This window comes from Streptomyces sp. NH27 (genome assembly GCF_056859195.1).
In genome coordinates this window covers 1-18,071 of record NZ_JACEGK010000091.1, presented here as the reverse complement: position 1 = coordinate 18,071, position 18,071 = coordinate 1, and the positions used below count along the sequence as shown (strand labels likewise).

Here is an 18,071-nt window from a genome sequence, read left to right as displayed (position 1 = left end):
GGGGTGGAGGGCGCGGCCGAGGCGGAGGCCCAGGGCGAGGTAGCCGAGCAGGGCGCCGGTGGTGTTGAGGATGACGTCGTCGATGTCGAAGGCGCGGCCCTCCACGATGGCGCCCTGTGTGGTCTCGACCATGAGCATTACGAGCGCCGTGACGACGACCACCCGGATCAGGCCGCGGGTGCGCGGGAAGAGGGTGGGCAGCAGGATGCCGAAGGGGACGCCGAGCAGGATGTTGCCGCCGATCTGCTTGACGGTGTCGCGGGTGTCCGGCTGGTCGAGGTAGGCCCGGATCGACGCGCCCGGCCGCAGGTTGGTGTGCACGAGGGCGTCGGAGGCGGGCGACGGCACGAGCGTCACCCGGGCCAGCGCCACCGCGAAGGCCACCATCGCGACGACGAGCGCGGCGAGCACCAGCGCCCGGGCCGCCAGCGCGACGGCCGAGCGGCGCTGGAGCAGCGGGGCAGGCGGGTCCTTACGGCGCGCGGCGGGCTTGGCGGGCTTGGCGGGCTTCTTCGCCGACGTGGCGGGCTTGGCGGACTTCGCCGGTACGTCGCCGCCGGAGCGCGGCCACCAGCCGGGGAGCGTACGGCGGGGCCTGGGGGCCGGTCCGGCCGCGGCCTTGCGGGGGCGCCCGGCCGCGGACTTCGGCGAAGACCCCGGCCCGCGGGCGGACTTGGGCTTGCGCTTCGGCTCGGACTTCGGCTCGGACTTCGGCTCCGGCTTGGGTTTGGCCTTCGGCTTGCTCACGGACTTCGGCGCGGCCTTCCGCGCCGTCTTTGGTTTGGCCGCCCCGCTCGACCCGGAGGACGGATCGGCGCGGAAGAGCGGGACTCGTAGCGCCATGGAACGCGGCCCCCTCGAATAGGCACTGTCCCTGCGGCGCTTACCCCCGACCGGCCGCCGCACGCCGTGGGAAGGCGTGCGGCGACCGGATCGGCGGCGTTCGTACGGGTCGTGCGAACGGTCATACGCGAGGCGTCAGTTGTGGCGCCCGCGCCTGCGGCTGAACACCACCAGCGCACCGCCGGCGCCCAGTACCCCGACGGCCGCCGCTGCGGCCCACTCGACCTGGGCCGAGGCACCGGTGTGCGGAAGGCTCGGCGGGGTCGTCGGAGGCGGATCTGCGGGCCCTGCGGCACACCGCGGAGCTGCTGGACCGGGAGGCGCTGGAACGCGCCGCGCAGGCCCTCGCCCGGGCCCGCAGGATCGACGTCTACGGGGTCGGCGGCTCCGGGATCGTCGCCCACGAGACGCAGGCCCGGCTCTTCGGCATCGGCTGCGCCGCCCACGCCTGGACCGAAGTGCACGCCGCGGAGACCTCAGCGGCCCTGCTGACGCCCTCCGACGCCGTGGTGGCGGTATCTCACTCCGGCACCACCCGGGAGGTCCTGGAGCCCCTGCGGCTGGCCGCGGACCGGGGTGCGGCCACCGTGGCGGTCACCGGCGATCCACGCTCGCCCATCGCGCAGGCCGCCGACGTCCGCCTGACGTCGTTCTCCGGCGAGACCAGCTTCCGGCGCGGCAACTTCGGCACCCGCCACTCCGTGCTGCTGATCGTGGACTGCCTCTACGCCCGCGTCGCGCAGCTCACCTACGAGCGGGCGACCGCCTCCATCGCGCTGACCGCACACATCGCGGCCGCCCACACCACGAAAAAGGCCCCCGGCCGCCGGCCCGGCTCAGCTTCCTGAGCGGCCCGGCGGCCGGGGGCGGGCGAAGAACCCGGAACTAGATCTCGCCCCGGAGCTTCGCCAGTGCCTCGGCGAGGATCGCCTCGCCGTCGGCGGCCGACCGGCGCTCGCGTACATACGCCAGGTGCGTCTTGTACGGCTCGGTGCGCGGCGGTGCCGGCGGGTTCTCCTCGTCCTGCCCGGCCGGGAACCCGCAGCGGGGGCAGTCCCAGGTCTCCGGGATCTGCGCGTCGCTGGCGAAACTCGGCTGGGTCTCGTGCCCGTTGGAGCACCAGAAGGAGATGCGCAGGCGCGGAGCGGACTCGCCGCGCTCGGCCTCTCCCATCGGCCCCGCTCCGACCCGACTGCCACGGATCGCGTTGCCACTTGCCACGGTCGTAACTCCCTGCGTGATGGTGCTGCGAGGTCGCCCACTTGACGGAAGACCGGTTCGCCCCGCACCTGGCGGGAAAGGGCACGGTATCCCAAGACGCGCTTCCATGATAAGTCGTGGATAAGTCGTCTTCGCGACACGGCGTCAATTCGCCCGCAATGGGCGGTAGTCGGACGGGGCGCGCGCGTCACCCGCGCGGGTGGGTCGACAGGACCCTTACGGCGCCCGCTAGTTCTTCACCTTCATCACGATGCCGAGGGCGACGATGCACGCGAACCACAGCAGGCCGATCACCACGGTGATCCGGTCGAGGTTGCGCTCGGCCACCGAGGAACCGCCCACCGAGGACTGCATGCCGCCGCCGAACATGTCGGACAGACCGCCGCCCTTCCCCTTGTGCATGAGCACGAGCAGCAGGAGCAGCATGCTGAAGATGATGAGGGCGATGGAGAACCCGATGACCACGGCTGGACCAACTCTCTCGACTACATGACGGCACTACACGGTTACGGCACGGGGCCGGCGGCGGTGTCGTTACACCACCCCGGCCCCGACAGGGTACTTCACCAGCCCCCTGACTTCACCGGTCCGTCACTGGTCCCGGAACCGGACGATCTTGACGAACTCCTCCGGGTCCAGCGCGGCGCCGCCCACCAGGGCGCCGTCCACGTCCGGCTGGGCCATGATCGCGGCCACGTTGCCCGCCTTGACCGAACCGCCGTACTGGATCCGGACGCCGTCGGCGAGCTCCTGGTCGTACAGCTCGGCCAGCCGGCCGCGGATCGCCGCGCAGACCTCCTGGGCGTCCTCGGGGGTGGCGACCTCGCCGGTGCCGATCGCCCACACCGGCTCGTAGGCGATGACGATCCCCGCCGCCTGCTCCGCGGGGACGTCCTTGAGCGCGCCGTCGAGCTGGGCCAGGGTGTGCTCGACCTGCTTGCCGGCCTTGCGGATGTCCAGGCCCTCGCCGACGCACAGGATCGGGGTCAGGCCGTGCCTGAAGGCGGCCTTCACCTTGCTGTTGACGATCTCCTCGTCCTCGCCGTGGTACTGGCGGCGCTCGGAGTGGCCGATCGCGACGTAGTCGCACTTCAGCTTGGACAGCATCGGCCCGGAGATCTCGCCGGTGTACGCACCGTGGTCGTGCGCGGACACGTCCTGGGCGCCGTACTTGATCCGCAGCCGGTCGCCGTCGACCAGGGTCTGTACGGACCGCAGGTCGGTGAAGGGCACCAGGACGGCGACCTCGACCGCGTCGTGGTCCCTGTCGTTGAGGCCGAAGGCGAGCTTCTGGACGTGCGCGATGGCCTCGAGGTGGTTGAGGTTCATCTTCCAGTTGCCCGCCATCAGCGGGGTGCGGGTGCTGTGCTCACTCATCGGTCTTCAGTTCTCCAAAGCGGAAAGGCCGGGCAGCGTCTTGCCTTCGAGGTACTCGAGGCTGGCGCCGCCGCCGGTGGAAATATGGCCGAAAGCGTTCTCGTCGAATCCCAGGATGCGGACGGCCGCGGCCGAGTCGCCGCCACCGACCACGCTGAACGCGGAACTGTCGACCAGCGCCTGCGCGACGGCGCGGGTGCCGTCGGCGAAGTCGGGGTGCTCGAAGACGCCCATCGGGCCGTTCCAGAAGATGGTCGCGGCGTCGGCGAGCTTCGCGGCGAACAACTTGCGGGACTCCGGGCCGATGTCCAGGCCGATCAGGTCGGCGGGGATGGCGTCCACGGAGGCGGTGACCGGCTCCGCCGGCGCCTTCGTCTTCAGGTCGGGGAACTGCGTGGCGCCGATCACGTCGACCGGCAGCACGAACTCCACGCCCTTGGCCTTGGCCCGCTCCAGGTACTCGGTGACGACCGGGATCTGGTCCTCCTGCAACAGGCTCTTGCCGACCTCGTGGCCCTGGGCCTTGAGGAAGGTGAAGACCATGCCGCCGCCGACCAGGATGCGGTCGGCCTTGTCGAGCAGGTGGTCGATGACGCCGAGCTTGTCGGACACCTTCGAGCCGCCGAGCACCACCGCGTAGGGGCGGGCGACATCCTCGGTGAGCTTCTTCAGCACCCCGACCTCGGTCGCGATCAGGCCGCCGGCCGCGTGCGGCAGCCGGGCCGGCAGGTCGTACACCGAGGCGTGCTTGCGGTGCACCGCACCGAAGCCGTCACCCACGTAGGTGTCGGCGAGGGCCGCCAACTGGTCGGCGAACGCGCCGCGCTCGGCGTCGTCCTTGCTGGTCTCGCCGGGGAAGAAGCGCAGGTTCTCCAGCAGCACCACGTCGCCGGCGCCGGCGCCGTCCAGCGCCTGCCGGGTCTGCTCGCCGACGGTGTCGGTGCCGAAGAGCACCTGGCGGTCCAGCAGTTCGGCCAGCCGGTCGCGGACCGGGGCGAGCGAGAACTTCGGGTCGGGCTCGCCCTCGGGGCGGCCCAGGTGCGAGGCGACGAGCACCGTGGCGCCGGCCTCGGCGAGCTTGGCGATGGTCGGCACGGCGGCCCGGATGCGGCCGTCGTCGGTGATGGTCGTGCCGTCCAGCGGCACGTTGAGGTCGGCGCGGACGAACACCCGCTTGCCCTCGACCTGCCCCTCGGCGATCAGGTCGTCGATCGTCTTCATCTGTCGGGTCTCCTGTGAGTAGGGTCCGGCACCCGGCACAAGCGAACAGGGCCCGGACGGCGCGTCATCGCGCTCGTCCGGACCCTGTCGCTCACATCGCGGTGCGGTGGCTGACGGAAACGGCTACGCGGCCGCGGTTCCGGCTGTGCCTCAGAGCCGGTCGCCGACGAAGACCGTGAGGTCCACCAGTCGGTTGGAGTAGCCCCACTCGTTGTCGTACCAGCCGATGACCTTGACGGTCTTGCCCTGCACCATGGTCAGCTTCGAGTCGAAGGTGCACGACGCCGGGGTGTTGACGATGTCCGAGGACACGATCGGGTCCTCGGTGTACTCCAGCAGACCCTTGAGCTGGCCCTCGGCGGCCTTCTGGAAGGCCGCGTTGACCTCGTCCTTGGTGACCTCGCGCTCCAGGTCGACCACCAGGTCGGTGACCGAGCCGGTCGGGACCGGGACGCGCATGGCCATGCCGTCCAGCTTGCCGGCCAGCTCCGGGATGACCAGCGCGGTGGCCTTGGCGGCACCCGTGGTGGTCGGGATGATGTTCTCCGCGGCGGCGCGGGCACGACGCAGGTCCTTGTGCGGGAAGTCCAGGATCCGCTGGTCGTTGGTGTACGCGTGCACCGTCGTCATCAGGCCCTTGACGATGCCGAAGTTCTCCAGCAGCACCTTCGCCATCGGCGCCACACAGTTCGTGGTGCAGGAGGCGTTGGAGATGATGTTGTGCACCGCCGGGTCGTACGCGTCCTGGTTGACGCCCATGACGATGGTGATGTCCTCGTCGGTGGCGGGCGCCGAGATGATGACCTTCTTGGCGCCGCCGGCGATGTGCTTGCCCGCGTCGGCGGCCTTGGTGAAGATGCCGGTGGACTCGATCACGATGTCGACGCCCAGCTCGCCCCAGCTGATGGCGGCGGGGTCGCGCTCGGCGAGCACCTTGATGGTGTGGCCGTCCACGGTGATCGTGTCGGCGGTGTGGGTGACCTCGGCCTTGAGGCGCCCCAGGATGGTGTCGTACTTCAGCAGATGTGCCGTGGTCGCGGTGTCACCCAGGTCGTTGACAGCCACGATCTCGATGTCCGCACCCTGTTCCAGGATGGCGCGGAAGAAGTTACGACCGATGCGGCCAAAGCCGTTGATGCCTACCCGGATCGTCACGAACCGATCTCCTCGCTCAGTCGCCGGAGTCCCTCTCCGGCTGCGAAATATGGGATGTCCCCGACCACCCCCGACCCTACCTCCCCGATGTGTACGAGATGACACCGGCAAGCCGGTGCGCACGGCCGCGGGTCCACCCGGACCTGCCGATCCTGTCGGCTCCCGGACCACCTGCCGGTGGGGAGTTCACCCTGTCGGGGCGGGGGTTCACTCCGCCCGCGAGGGCGCCCCTCGGGGTCAGCCGACCATTTCCTCGGTGAGGTTGGCCTCGGTGCCGGGCATCCCGAGGTCGGACGCGCGCTTGTCGGCCATGGCGAGCAGCCGCCGGATGCGGCCGGCCACCGCGTCCTTCGTCAGCGGCGGCTCCGCGAGGGAACCGAGCTCCTCCAAGGACGCCTGCTTGTGGTCCATCCGCAGCCGGCCGGCGGCGGCGAGGTGCTCGGGGACGTCGTCGCCGAGGATCTCCAGGGCGCGCTGCACCCGGGCCCCCGCGGCGACCGCGGCACGAGCCGACCTGCGCAGGTTCGCGTCGTCGAAGTTGGCCAGGCGGTTGGCGGTCGCGCGCACCTCGCGCCGCATCCGCCGCTCCTCCCAGGCGAGCACGGAGTCGTGGGCGCCGAGCCGGGTGAGCAGCGCGCCGATCGCGTCGCCGTCGCGGACCACGACGCGGTCCACGTTGCGCACCTCGCGGGCCTTCGAGGGGATCTGCAGCCGGCGGGCGGCGCCGACCAGGGCGAGGGCGGCCTCGGGCCCGGGGCAGGTCACCTCCAGGGAGGAGGAGCGGCCGGGCTCGGTGAGCGAGCCGTGCGCGAGGAAGGCGCCGCGCCAGGCCGCCTCCGCGTCGCAGGTCGCGCCGGAGACGACCTGCGGGGGCAACCCGCGAATCGGCCGACCGCGCCCGTCGACCAGGCCGGTCTGCCGGGCCAGCTGGTCACCGCCGGCCACCACCCGCACGACGTACCGGCTGCCGCGGCGCAGCCCGCCCGGGGCCATCACCACCAGGTCGGAGGCGTGCCCGAAGATCTCCAGGATGTCCTTGCGCAACCTGCGCGCCGCGATCCCGGTGTCGAGTTCCGCCTCGATCACGATCCGTCCGCTCACCAGGTGCAGGCCGCCCGCGAAGCGCAGGATCGACGAGACCTCCGCCTTGCGGCAGCAGGTCCGGGTGACGGGGAGCCGGGAAATCTCGTCCTTCACCGCTGCCGTCATCGCCATGGGCCGATCCTTCCACGCATACGAAAAATCCGGTCATACGCGGCTGCCAACGACTCGGGGTCGTGCCGCGGCCCGTCGGGGGCGGCGACCCGGGCCAGTTCGACCGTTGCGCCCAACGTCTGGGCGGCCTGTTCCAGGCTGTCCCGGTCGGGTACGGCGGCTTCGTCGGCGAGAACCACGTCGATGGTGAGTTTAGGGGCGTGTCGGCCCAAAACCTCCAAGTGACGCTGCGGAGAAAAACCTTCGGTCTCTCCGGGTTGCGGCGCGAGGTTGAGCGTGAGCACCCGCCGGGCCCTGGTCTGGGCCACCGCGTCGGCCAACTCCGGTACCAGCAAGTGCGGGATGACCGAGGAGAACCACGAACCCGGGCCGAGCACCACCCAGTCCGCGTCCATCACCGCCTGCACGGCCTCGGGAACCGCCGGCGGGTCGGCCGGCACCAGGTGCACCTCCTGCACCTCGCCGGGCGTCAACGCGACGGTGGCCTGCCCCCGTACCGTGGAGACGGTGTCGGGCAGCTTCGGGTCGTGGCCGCGGACGATCGCCTCCAACTCCAGCGGCACCGCCGACATCGGCAGCACCCTGCCGTGCGCGCCCAGCAGCCGACCCACCCACTCCAGGGCGGCGACCTCGTCCTTCAACTGCTCCCACAGCGCGACGATCAGCAGGTTGCCGACCGCGTGGCCGTGCAGGTCCCCGCCGCTGACGAAGCGGTGCTGCAGCACCCGCGACCAGGTCTGCCCCCACTCGTCGTCGCCGCACAGCGCGGCCAGCGCCTTGCGCAGGTCGCCCGGGGGCAGCACGCCCATCTCGGCGCGCAGCCGCCCGCTGGAGCCGCCGTCGTCGGCGACCGTGACCACCGCGGTCAGATCGCCGGTGATCCGGCGCAGCGCGGCCAGGGAGGCGGACAGGCCGTGGCCGCCGCCCAGGGCGACCACCTTCGGCGGTACCCCGGACCGGCGGCCCGCGGCGGCATCCTTGCCGCCGCGGCGCCGCCGCCTACCCGTCATGATCACTCGCGCCCCATGTCCCTGTGTACGGTCACCGTTTCCACTCCGTCCGCCGCCAGCCGCGCCGCGAGCCGTTCCGACATCGCCACGCTGCGGTGCTTGCCGCCGGTGCACCCGACGGCGATGGTCACATAGCGCTTGCCCTCGCGCCGGTAGCCCGCCGCGATGATGTGCAGCAGCTCGGCGTACCGGTCGAGGAACTCCTTGGCGCCGGGCTGGTTGAACACATACGTGGCCACCTCGTCGTTGAGCCCGGTGAAGGGACGCAGTTCCGGCACCCAGTGCGGGTTGGGCAGGAAGCGGCAGTCCACCACCAGGTCGGCGTCGACGGGCAGCCCGTACTTGTATCCGAACGACATGACGGTGGCCCGAAGTTCCGGTTCCTCCTCACCGGCGAACTGGGCGTCGAGTTTGGCCCGCAGTTCGTGCACATTGAGGCTGGATGTGTCGATCACCAGGTCGGCGTCGCCGCGCAGTTCGCGCAGCAGGTCGCGCTCGGCCGCGATGCCGTCGACGATCCGGCCGGCACCCTGGAGGGGGTGCGGGCGGCGCACCGACTCGAAGCGGCGCACCAGCGCGTCGCCGGACGCTTCGAGGAAGATCACCCGGCGCTTGACGCCCTTGGTGGCGAGGTCAGCGAGCGACTGGCGCAGGTTGTCGAAGAACTGCCGGCCGCGCACGTCGACCACCACCGCGATCCGCGCCACGTTCCCCTGGGAGCGGGCGCCGAGGTCGACCATGGTGGGGATGAGGGCGGGCGGCAGGTTGTCCACGACGAACCAGCCGAGGTCCTCCAGGCACTTGGCGGCGGTGCTGCGGCCGGCGCCGGACATGCCGGAGATGATCACGAGTTCGGGGATGGCCGCAGGGGCCTCCGCCGCTGCGCCGCTGGTCATGTCGGTGCCGGTCCCGTTGTCGGTGGTGTTCTCGTCGATGGTGCTGTTCCCGTTGGTGGTGCGGATGTCGTCGGCAGTACCGGTCCTGTCGAGACCGGGGCCGCGGCCGTCGTCGGCGGTGCGGTGCTGGTCGGTGCCGCGGTGGTCGTCGGCGGCGCCGGTCTCTTCGGTGGTGCTGGTCTCTTCGGTGGTGCCGTGCTCCTCGGCCCCGGCCCCGGCGCTCGCGTCGCTACCGATGCCCGGGGTCCCGGTCCTTGGTTCTTCCTGGTCGCTCATCTGCTCTTCCCCCGATGCTCGGACGGGTCTGCCGCGGGCCCGGCGGGCTGCCCGTCGCTGTCCTCGATGATCTCTCCGGTCGCGGTGTTCACGGCCGGCCCGGCCGGTGCCGCGGCCGCCAGGGTGGCGGCGACCGTCTCCGCCGTGTGGCGGCCGATCCCCGGTACCTCGCAGATCTCCGCCACGGTCGCCGCGCGCAGCCGCTTCAGCGAGCCGAAGTGCTTGAGCAGGGCCTGCCTGCGGGTGGCGCCGAGCCCGGGCACCGCGTCCAGGGCGCCGGACTTCATCGACTTGGAGCGTTTGCTGCGCTGGTAGGCGATGGCGAACCGGTGCGCCTCGTCGCGGACCCGCTGGAGCAGGTACAGGCCCTCGCTGGTGCGCGGCAGGATCACCGGGTCGTCGTCACCCGGCAGCCAGACCTCCTCCAGGCGCTTGGCCAGCCCGCAGACCGCGACGTCGTCTATGCCGAGCTCGGCCAGGGCCCGGCTCGCGGCGGCGACCTGGGGCTGACCGCCGTCGACCACGACGAGCTGCGGCGGGTAGGCGAACTTTCGGGGGCGGCCGGTGTCCGGGTCGATCGGCCCGGAGACGGCCTCGTCCGGCTCGGCCGGGTCGTCGTGCCCCATCACGCCGTCATGCCCCACCGCGTGGTCGTCGGACGGGTCCTGCCGGCCCTGCGGGTCCTTCTCGTCGGGCGGGCCCTGCTGGTCCTGCGGGCTCTGCTCCTGCTCCTCCCACTCGCTGGTGCGCTGCTTCTCCTGGAGGTAGCGGCGGAACCGGCGGGTGATCACCTCGTGCATGGACCGGACGTCGTCCTGCCCGGCGAACGACTTGATCTGGAAGCGGCGGTACTCGCTCTTGCGGACCAGGCCGTCCTCGAAGACCACCATGGACGCGACCACGTCGTCGCCCTGGAGGTGGCTGATGTCGTAGCACTCGATACGCAGCGGAGCCGTGTCGAGGTCGAGGGCGGTGGCGATCTCCTCCAGCGCGCGGGAGCGGGTGGTCAGGTCCGAGGCGCGCTTGGTCTTGTGCAGGGCCAGCGACTGCTGCGCGTTGCGCTGCACGGTGGCCATCAGGTCCTTCTTGTCGCCGCGCTGCGGCACCCGCAGACTGACGTGCGAACCGCGCCGCTCGGCCAGCCACTGCGCCACCGGCTCCGCCGGCTCGGGCAGCGCCGCGACCAGCACCTCCTTGGGTACGCCGCCGCTGCCGCCGGACTGCTCCGCGTCACCGCGCTCGTCGCCGTACAACTGCTGGAGGGCGTGCTCGACCAGGCCCGCGGTGTCGACCGCCTCGACCTTGTCGGTGACCCAGCCGCGCTGCCCACGCACCCGGCCGCCACGGACGTGGAAGATCTGCACGGCCGCTTCGAGTTCGTCCTCGGCTACCGCGATCAGGTCGGCGTCGGTCGCGTCGGCGAGCACCACCGCGTTCTTCTCCATGGCGCGGCGCAGCGCCTCGATGTCGTCGCGCAGCCGGGCCGCCTGTTCGTACTCCATGGCGGCGGCCGCGTCCTTCATCCGCTGCTCCAACCGGCGCAGGTAGGTACCGGTGTGGCCGGCCATGAAGTCGCTGAACTCCTCGGCGAGTTCACGGTGGTCCTGCGGGCTGATCCGGCCGACGCAGGGCGCGGAGCACTTGCCGATGTAGCCGAGCAGGCAGGGCCGGCCGATCTGTGCGGAGCGCTTGAACACCCCGGGGGAGCAGGTGCGGACCGGAAAGACCCGCAGCAGCAGGTCGACGGTCTCGCGGATCGCCCACGCGTGGGCATACGGCCCGAAGTAGCGCACGCCCTTGCGCTTGGGCCCGCGCATCACCTGGACCCGCGGGAACTCCTCGTTCATCGTCACGGCGAGCGACGGATAGCTCTTGTCGTCGCGGTACTTGACGTTGAACCGCGGGTCGAACTCCTTGATCCAGGAGTACTCCAGCTGTAGCGCCTCGACCTCGGTGGAGACCACCGTCCACTCCACGGACGCGGCGGTGGTGACCATCGTGGCGGTGCGCTGGTGCAGGTTGGTGATGTCCTGGAAGTACGACGACAGGCGCTGCCGCAGGCTCTTCGCCTTGCCGACGTAGATCACCCGGCGGTGCTCGTCCCGGAACTTGTAGACCCCTGGGGAGTCGGGGATCTGGCCCGGCTTCGGTCGGTAACTGCTGGGGTCTGCCATGCCTTCCACCCTACTGTCGGGATACGACGATCCAGGGGCAGGCGCGGTCAGGTCGCGGGGCCCGCCGTCAGCTTGCCGCCGGCCGCCTTGATGTCCACCGCCGGCAGCGCCTTGCTGGCCGGGCCGCGCACGACGGCGCCGGTCTCCGCGTTGAACTCGCTGCCGTGGCACGGGCAGGACGCGGTGGTGCCGTCCACCGAGTCGAGCACGCAACCCTCATGGGTGCAGACCGCGCTGAACGCCTTGTACGCGCCCTGGGTCGGCTGCGACACCAGCACCTTGTCGTCGCGGTAGAGCTTGGCACCGCCGACCGGGACCGCAGAGGACGCACCGAGGTCCACCGGCTTGGTCGGGCCGTCCGCGGAGTCGTCCTTCTTGCCGCCGCACGCGCTGAGGCCGATATCGGCGGCTCCGACGGCGCCGGCCAGTGCCACGCCGCGAAGGACGGTCCGGCGGGTGGCGGGCAGTTCGGTGGACATGGGCTCTCCTGGTGCGGGATGTGGCCGGTCTTGCGGTCCGTACCTTACGTCCCGTACCTGGACGCCTTTGCGACGGCATGCCGCGACGGCGCCCCGGCCCGCGCGGAGCCGGGGACGCCGTAGGAGGTCCGGACGACGGACCGGCTACGCCTTGGCGGCGCGTTTGCGCGGTGCCACGGTCTTCTTCGCCGCGGCCGCCTTCTTCGCCGGGGCCTTCGCCGCAGCGCGCTTCCTGGGCGCGGGCACCGCCGCGTCGCTGACCGCGTCCGGGCTGAGGATGTCCCGCAGGAACTTGCCGGTGTGGCTGGCCGGGACGCCCGCGATCTGCTCGGGGGTGCCCTCGGCGACCACCAGTCCGCCGCCGTTGCCGCCCTCGGGGCCCATGTCCACCACCCAGTCGGCGGTCTTGATCACATCGAGGTTGTGCTCGATGACGATCACGGTGTTCCCCTTGTCGACCAGCCCGGAGAGCACCTTGATCAACTTGCTGATGTCCTCGAAGTGCAGGCCGGTGGTGGGCTCGTCCAGTACGTAGACGGTGCTGCCGGTGGCGCGCCGCTGCAGTTCGGAGGCGAGCTTCACCCGCTGCGCCTCGCCGCCGGAGAGTGTCGGCGCGGGCTGGCCGAGCCGGACGTATCCCAGACCGACTTCGTTGAGGGTGCGCAGGTGACGGGCGATGGCGGGCACCGCCTCGAAGAAGTCCAGCGCCTCCTCGATCGGCATGTCCAGCACCTCGGCGATGGACTTGCCCTTGTAGTGCACCTCAAGGGTCTCCCGGTTGTACCGCGCGCCGTGGCAGACCTCGCAGGGCACGTACACATCCGGGAGGAAGTTCATCTCGATCTTGATGGTGCCGTCGCCCGAGCAGTTCTCGCAGCGGCCGCCCTTGACGTTGAAGGAGAAGCGGCCGGGCAGATAGCCGCGGACCTTCGCCTCCATCGTCTCCGCGAACAGCTTGCGGACGTTGTCGAAGACGCCGGTGTACGTGGCCGGGTTGGACCGCGGGGTGCGGCCGATCGGCGACTGGTCGACGTGCACCACCTTGTCCACCAGGTCGTCGCCGTCCACCCGGGTGTGGCGGCCGGGGACGCTGCGGGCGCCGTTCAGCTCGCGGGCGAGGTGGGTGTACAGGATGTCGTTGACCAGGGTGGACTTGCCGGAACCGGAGACACCGGTGATCGCGGTGAGCACGCCCAACGGGAAGGACACATCGATGTCCTGGAGGTTGTGCTCGCGGGCGCCGTGCACCGTCAGCCGGCGCTTGCGGTCGATCGGGCGGCGCTGCGCCGGGGTCGGGATGGAGCGCTTGCCCGAGAGATACTGCCCGGTCAGCGACTCGTCATTGGCCAGCAGCTCCTTCAAGGAGCCGGAGTGGACGACCTTGCCGCCGTGCTCGCCGGCGCCGGGGCCGATGTCCACCACCCAGTCGGCGGTCTTGATGGTGTCCTCGTCGTGCTCGACGACGATCAGGGTGTTGCCCAGGTCGCGCAGCCGCACCAGGGTCTCGATCAGCCGGTGGTTGTCGCGCTGGTGCAGGCCGATGGACGGCTCGTCCAGGACGTAGAGCACGCCGACCAGGCCGGAGCCGATCTGGGTGGCCAGCCTGATCCGCTGCGCCTCGCCGCCGGACAGGGTGCCCGCGGCGCGGTTGAGCGAGAGGTAGTCCAGGCCGACGTCGACCAGGAACCGCAGCCGTTCGTTGACCTCCTTGAGGACACGCTCGGCGATCTTCTTGTCGCGGGCCGCGAGCTTCATCCCGGCCAGGAACTCGGCGCAGTCGCTGATCGACATCGCGGCGACGTCGGCGATCGACCTGTCCTGCACGGTGACGGCCAGCACGATCGGCTTCAACCGCCTGCCCTCACAGGTGGGGCAGGGCACCGCCCGCATGTACCCCTCGAAGCGCTCACGGCTGGAGTCGCTCTCCGACTCGTTGTGCCGGCGGCGGACGTAGGGGATCACGCCCTCGAAGTGCGTGGTGTACGAGCGCTCGCGGCCGAACCGGGTCTTGTACGCCACCCGGACCTCGGACTTGTGCCCGTAGAGCAGCGCCTTCTTGGCGCGGGCGGGCAGGCCCGCGTACGGGATGTCGGTGCGGAAGCCGACCTCCTTGGCGACGCTCTGCACCAGCTTGTCGAAGTACCCCTTGGACATGCCGCTGGACCAGGGCGACAGGGCGCCCCCGTCGAGCGACTTCTGCTCGTCGGGCACGATCAGCTCGGGGTCGATCTCCATCCGGGAGCCGATGCCGGTGCAGTCCGGGCAGGCGCCGAACGGCGAGTTGAAGGAGAAGGAGCGCGGCTCCAGCTCCTCGAACGACAGGTCGTCATAAGGGCAGTAGAGATGCTCGGAGAACATCCGCTCACGCTGCGGGTCGTCCTCGGGGAGGTCGACGAAGTCGAGGATGACCATGCCGCCGGAGAGGCCGAGCGCGGTCTCCACCGAGTCGGTGAGGCGGCGCTTGGCGCTGTCCTTGACGGTGAGGCGGTCGACCACCACCTCGACGGTGTGCTTCTCCTGCTTCTTCAGCTTGGGCGGGTCGGTGAGCTGGATGGTCGCGCCATCCACCCGGGCCCGGCTGTACCCCTTCGTCTGGAGGTCGGAGAACAGGTCGACGAACTCGCCCTTGCGCTCGCGCACCAGCGGGGAGAGCACCTGGAAACGAACGCCCTCCTCCAGCTCCAGCACCCGGTCCACGATCGCCTGCGGGGACTGCCGGGCGATCGGACGGCCGCACTCCGGGCAGTGCGGCTTGCCGATCCGGGAGAAGAGCAGCCGCAGGTAGTCATAGACCTCGGTGATGGTGCCGACGGTCGAGCGCGGATTGCGGGAGGTGGACTTCTGGTCGATCGAGACGGCCGGCGACAGGCCCTCGATGAAGTCCACGTCGGGCTTGTCCATCTGCCCGAGGAACTGCCTGGCGTAGGACGAGAGCGACTCGACGTACCGGCGCTGGCCCTCCGCGAAGATCGTGTCGAAAGCGAGCGAGGACTTCCCGGAACCGGACAGCCCGGTGAACACGATGAGCGAGTCCCGGGGCAGGTCCAGCGAGACGTTCCGGAGATTGTGCTCGCGAGCGCCGCGGACGGTGAGTCGGTCGGCCACGCCAGTGCACCTTTCCGTAGTAGGGGGACGATGAACGGTCAACACCCCCCGGTCAGCCTAAACGGGGAGCGGTCGACATTTCTTCCTGTCGGACCTCTTGCCGGTCCTGTCGCCGCCGTCTGCCTAGGCCGCTGCGACACTCACGACCCTATAGCACGCACATTCGATTTCCGGTCCTCCGCCGCCTCTTTCACCCGATCGTGTGGTGCCCGCGTCCCCAGAGCGACAGGCCCTACGCTTACGCCATGGCGTATACGGGAGAGGTCACGGTCGGCGGCACGCCCGACGTGCACGAACTGGAAGACCTGATCATCACGAAGATCGCGGTCGGCCCCATGAACAACAACGCGTACCTGCTGCGCTGCCGGGCCACCGGCGAGCAGTTGCTCATCGACGCGGCCGACGACGCGGGGGCCCTGCTGGAGGTCGTCGGTACCGATGGTCTCACCTCCGTGGTCACCACCCACCAGCACGGAGACCACTGGCAGGCGCTCCAGGACGTGGTGACCGCCACCGGCGCCGCCACCTACGCCGGGCGCGAGGACGCCCCGGGCATCCCCATCCCCACCGGCACCCTGCTCGACGACGGGGACACCATCCCGCTCGGCCCGCTGCGCCTCACCGTCCGCCACCTCGTCGGCCACACGCCCGGCAGCGTCGCCGTCGTCTACGACGACCCGCACGGTCACCCGCACGTGTTCACCGGCGACTGCCTGTTCCCCGGCGGCGTGGGCAACACGCACGACGACCCCGCCGCGTTCGCCACCCTCCTCGACGGCGTGTCGGCCAAGCTCTTCGACGCCCTCCCGGACGAGACCTGGGTCTACCCCGGCCACGGCAGCGACACCACCATCGGCGCCGAGCGCCCCCACCTCGCGGAGTGGCGCGCACGCGGCTGGTGAGCGGGGCGGGACGAGCCGGACCGGTCGGACCGGTCGGACCGGTCGGACCGGTCGGACCGGTCGGACCGGACCGGTCGGGCCGGACGGCTCAGTCCCGGCGGCGGGTGATGCGCATGGTCCAGTTGGTCAGCCAGGTGCCGCCGCCGTCGGTGGAGAACGCCTGCTCCCACCGGGCGGCGTCGGCGGTGACGCCGCTCCACAGGAACCGGACCCGCACGTTCCGGCCCTCGTGGCGGTCGTTGCCGTGGAACTCGCCGACGCCGTCGGTGAAGCGGCCGACGACAGGTGGGAACAGCGTGCCGGTGCGCTCGCTCGCCCAGTACAGGGACCACTCCTGGCGCACATGGTCGTAAAGCCGCAGGGTCAGGCCGGCGAAGCCCTTGGTGGGGAAGGTCAGCTCGTCGAAGTTGGCGTTCCCCCCGAAGTGCCCGGAGACCCGGCTCACACCGGGGAACTCCTCCCATGGCGACTGCGGGTCGAGGAAGTCGGTGCGCCGCCGGTTGGCGACGTCCCAGGCGCCGACGAGGAAGTCGAAGTCGTGCACGGTGCTGCTCGGGGTACTGGTCACGGGCGGTCTCCGGTGGTGCCGTCGGGAAGGGTGTCCAGGAGGTAGGCGTCCAGGTCGGGCGGGTCGGCGGTCAGGACGTGCCGCACCCAGGCGTCCCGCTCGTGCAGCAGCGGCGGCAGTTCCCAGACGCAGCCGATCAGCGAGCAGTCGACGCGGACGAAACGGGTCGGGTCGTGATCGGGACAGCCGAGGACCGGCTGCCCGGCCACCGCACCCGCGAAGTGCAGGGCGTTGTCCCAGGCCCAGGTGTAGGCGTTGAGATAGGCACCGTCGTCTCCTCCCCTGTGGAGGACGACGAAGCCCGCGCCGGGCGTCCCGTCGGGTTCGGGCAGCAGGTCGGGCAGGAGCGCGTACGCGGCCGCCTCGACCTCCGGGGCGATCCCCGCGGGGTCGGCGGTGACGTGGTACCGCTTGACGCGGCGGCCACCGACCTCCAGCGGCGGCCGCGTGGTCAGCAGTTTCTCGGTGAAGGGCATGGCTGGACGCTAGAACGACTTCACTGACACCCTGTGTCAGTGAAGTCCAGCCGGCTGCTGTCGATCCTGCTGCTGCTCCAGAACCGAGGCCGGCTGACGGCAGCCCAGCTCGCCGCGGAGCTGGAGGTCTCGGTCCGCACGGTCTACCGCGACGTGGAGGCCCTGCACGCCGCCGGTGTCCCGCTCTACGGCGACGCCGGCCACGCCGGTGGCTACCGGTTGTTCGACGGCTACCGGACCCGGCTGACAGGGCTCACCTCCGCCGAGGCCGACGCACTGTTCCTGTCCGGTGCGCCGGGCCCGGCCGCCGACCTGGGGCTCGGCGCCTCCCTGGCGGCGGCCCAGCTGAAGCTGCAGGCGGCCCTTCCCGCAGAACTGCGCGCCCAGGCGACCAGGATCGCCACCCGATTCCATCTCGACGCACCCGGCTGGTACACCGAGGACGCCGATCTGCGGTTCCTGCGGCAGGTCGCGGACGCGGTGTGGCACAGCAGGGCGATCGAGGTCCGGTACCGCCGCTGGAAGGAGCCCACCGATGTCGACCGCCGGCTCGAACCGTACGGCCTGGTGCTCAAGGCCGGCCGCTGGTACGCGGTGGCGGGCCCGGGGCCGCGCACGTACCGCGTGGACCAGATCCTCGAGCTGACGCCCACGGCGGAGGGCTTCCAGCCGCCGCCGGACTTCGACCTGGCGGACTACTGGCGGCGCCACCAGGCCGACTTCCACGCCCGCCTGCACCAGGCGGAGGCCACGGTACGGCTCTCCCCCGCGGCGGCGGCGCGGTTGACCGGGGCGGCGGCCCGGGCCCTCGCGGCCGGCGGCAGCGCGGAGCCGGACGGCTGGACCCGCGCGGTGCTTCCCGTGGAGTCCGCGGACCAGGCGCACGCCTTCTTCCTGTCGCTGGGCGCCGAGGCCGAGGTGCTGGCCCCGGCCGCGCTGCGCGAGCGGCTGGCCGCGACCGCGGCCGCATTGGCGGTCCGCTACACCAGGTCCCCACCGGAGGCGGAACCGCCCACGGCTTCCTCGGGCTGATCCGCCGCCGGGCACCGGGCGGTGGTGACGCTCAGCGCCGTCGGCGCATCCGCATGCCGACCTCGCCCTCGTCCGTCTCCCACCAGGGGCGGGTGGACACGGGCACCTCGGCCGCGGCCCT

General features: G+C 71.2%; 16 protein-coding genes and 2 pseudogenes. 3 read left to right on the top strand and 15 right to left on the bottom strand.

What is annotated here, in order from left to right; genetic code table 11:
* Positions 1-747 (bottom strand): VanZ family protein (locus tag AC13HU_RS10510; RefSeq protein WP_483041517.1); only part of this gene is annotated, 747 nt, incomplete at its 3' end.
* A gap of 231 nt (positions 748-978) precedes the next feature.
* Positions 979-1,086 (bottom strand): annotated as a pseudogene (locus AC13HU_RS10505) (LPXTG cell wall anchor domain-containing protein); the annotation flags it as partial.
* A 29-nt stretch (positions 1,087-1,115) separates the two neighbouring features.
* Between AC13HU_RS10505 and AC13HU_RS10500 the strand changes: the two are divergent.
* Positions 1,116-1,691, top strand: a pseudogene (locus AC13HU_RS10500) (MurR/RpiR family transcriptional regulator); the annotation flags it as partial.
* Between the two features lie 37 nt (positions 1,692-1,728).
* Here the strand turns inward: AC13HU_RS10500 and AC13HU_RS10495 are convergent.
* The 11 genes from AC13HU_RS10495 to uvrA form a co-directional block, all read right to left on the bottom strand.
* Positions 1,729-2,064: an RNA polymerase-binding protein RbpA gene (locus tag AC13HU_RS10495; RefSeq protein WP_073497103.1), complete on the bottom strand. Its 336-nt coding sequence runs from the start codon at positions 2,062-2,064 to the stop codon at positions 1,729-1,731.
* 228 nt (positions 2,065-2,292) lie between these two features.
* Positions 2,293-2,529, bottom strand: a complete 237-nt coding sequence (gene secG / locus AC13HU_RS10490; RefSeq protein WP_483041516.1) for a preprotein translocase subunit SecG — start codon at positions 2,527-2,529, stop codon at positions 2,293-2,295.
* Between the two features lie 126 nt (positions 2,530-2,655).
* Entirely contained in the window at positions 2,656-3,441 is a 786-nt protein-coding gene (tpiA, locus tag AC13HU_RS10485) for a triose-phosphate isomerase (RefSeq protein WP_483041515.1), read from the bottom strand.
* Between the two features lie 6 nt (positions 3,442-3,447).
* Positions 3,448-4,662 (bottom strand): phosphoglycerate kinase, encoded by a 1,215-nt coding sequence (locus tag AC13HU_RS10480; protein WP_483041514.1) that lies wholly within the window; start codon positions 4,660-4,662, stop codon positions 3,448-3,450.
* 150 nt (positions 4,663-4,812) lie between these two features.
* Positions 4,813-5,817: a type I glyceraldehyde-3-phosphate dehydrogenase gene (gene gap / locus AC13HU_RS10475; protein ID WP_483041513.1), complete on the bottom strand. Its 1,005-nt coding sequence runs from the start codon at positions 5,815-5,817 to the stop codon at positions 4,813-4,815.
* A 237-nt stretch (positions 5,818-6,054) separates the two neighbouring features.
* Entirely contained in the window at positions 6,055-7,032 is a 978-nt protein-coding gene (whiA, locus tag AC13HU_RS10470) for a DNA-binding protein WhiA (RefSeq protein ID WP_483041512.1), read from the bottom strand.
* Positions 7,023-8,042 (bottom strand): gluconeogenesis factor YvcK family protein, encoded by a 1,020-nt coding sequence (locus AC13HU_RS10465; RefSeq protein WP_483041511.1) that lies wholly within the window; start codon positions 8,040-8,042, stop codon positions 7,023-7,025. The genes whiA and AC13HU_RS10465 overlap by 10 nt, the downstream gene beginning before the upstream one ends.
* Before the next feature lie 2 nt (positions 8,043-8,044).
* The gene (rapZ, locus tag AC13HU_RS10460; protein ID WP_483041518.1) at positions 8,045-8,938 is read right to left on the bottom strand and encodes an RNase adapter RapZ; all 894 of its coding nucleotides are present in this window, start codon (positions 8,936-8,938) and stop codon (positions 8,045-8,047) included.
* Positions 8,939-9,210: 272 nt separating this feature from the next.
* Positions 9,211-11,388, bottom strand: coding sequence for an excinuclease ABC subunit UvrC (gene uvrC / locus AC13HU_RS10455; protein ID WP_483041510.1), 2,178 nt, complete (start codon positions 11,386-11,388; stop codon positions 9,211-9,213).
* 47 nt (positions 11,389-11,435) lie between these two features.
* Positions 11,436-11,867, bottom strand: coding sequence for a Rieske (2Fe-2S) protein (locus AC13HU_RS10450; RefSeq protein WP_483041509.1), 432 nt, complete (start codon positions 11,865-11,867; stop codon positions 11,436-11,438).
* Positions 11,868-12,011: 144 nt separating this feature from the next.
* Positions 12,012-14,972: an excinuclease ABC subunit UvrA gene (uvrA, locus tag AC13HU_RS10445; protein WP_483041508.1), complete on the bottom strand. Its 2,961-nt coding sequence runs from the start codon at positions 14,970-14,972 to the stop codon at positions 12,012-12,014.
* Between the two features lie 245 nt (positions 14,973-15,217).
* Here uvrA and AC13HU_RS10440 point away from each other — a divergent pair, with 245 nt between their 5' ends.
* Positions 15,218-15,874 carry an MBL fold metallo-hydrolase gene (locus AC13HU_RS10440; RefSeq protein WP_483041507.1) on the top strand — a complete coding sequence of 219 codons (657 nt, stop codon included), beginning with the start codon at positions 15,218-15,220 and terminating at the stop codon, positions 15,872-15,874.
* 88 nt (positions 15,875-15,962) lie between these two features.
* On the opposite strand, the gene AC13HU_RS10435 is transcribed toward AC13HU_RS10440, so the two are convergent.
* Together AC13HU_RS10435 and AC13HU_RS10430 are read right to left on the bottom strand one after the other, a co-directional pair.
* Positions 15,963-16,442 carry a hypothetical protein gene (locus AC13HU_RS10435; protein WP_483041506.1) on the bottom strand — a complete coding sequence of 160 codons (480 nt, stop codon included), beginning with the start codon at positions 16,440-16,442 and terminating at the stop codon, positions 15,963-15,965.
* Entirely contained in the window at positions 16,439-16,918 is a 480-nt protein-coding gene (locus AC13HU_RS10430) for a hypothetical protein (RefSeq protein WP_483041505.1), read from the bottom strand. Before AC13HU_RS10430 ends, AC13HU_RS10435 begins: the two co-directional genes overlap by 4 nt.
* Before the next feature lie 39 nt (positions 16,919-16,957).
* Here AC13HU_RS10430 and AC13HU_RS10425 point away from each other — a divergent pair, with 39 nt between their 5' ends.
* Positions 16,958-17,950: a helix-turn-helix transcriptional regulator gene (locus tag AC13HU_RS10425; RefSeq protein WP_483041504.1), complete on the top strand. Its 993-nt coding sequence runs from the start codon at positions 16,958-16,960 to the stop codon at positions 17,948-17,950.
* Positions 17,951-18,071 lie beyond the last annotated feature (121 nt).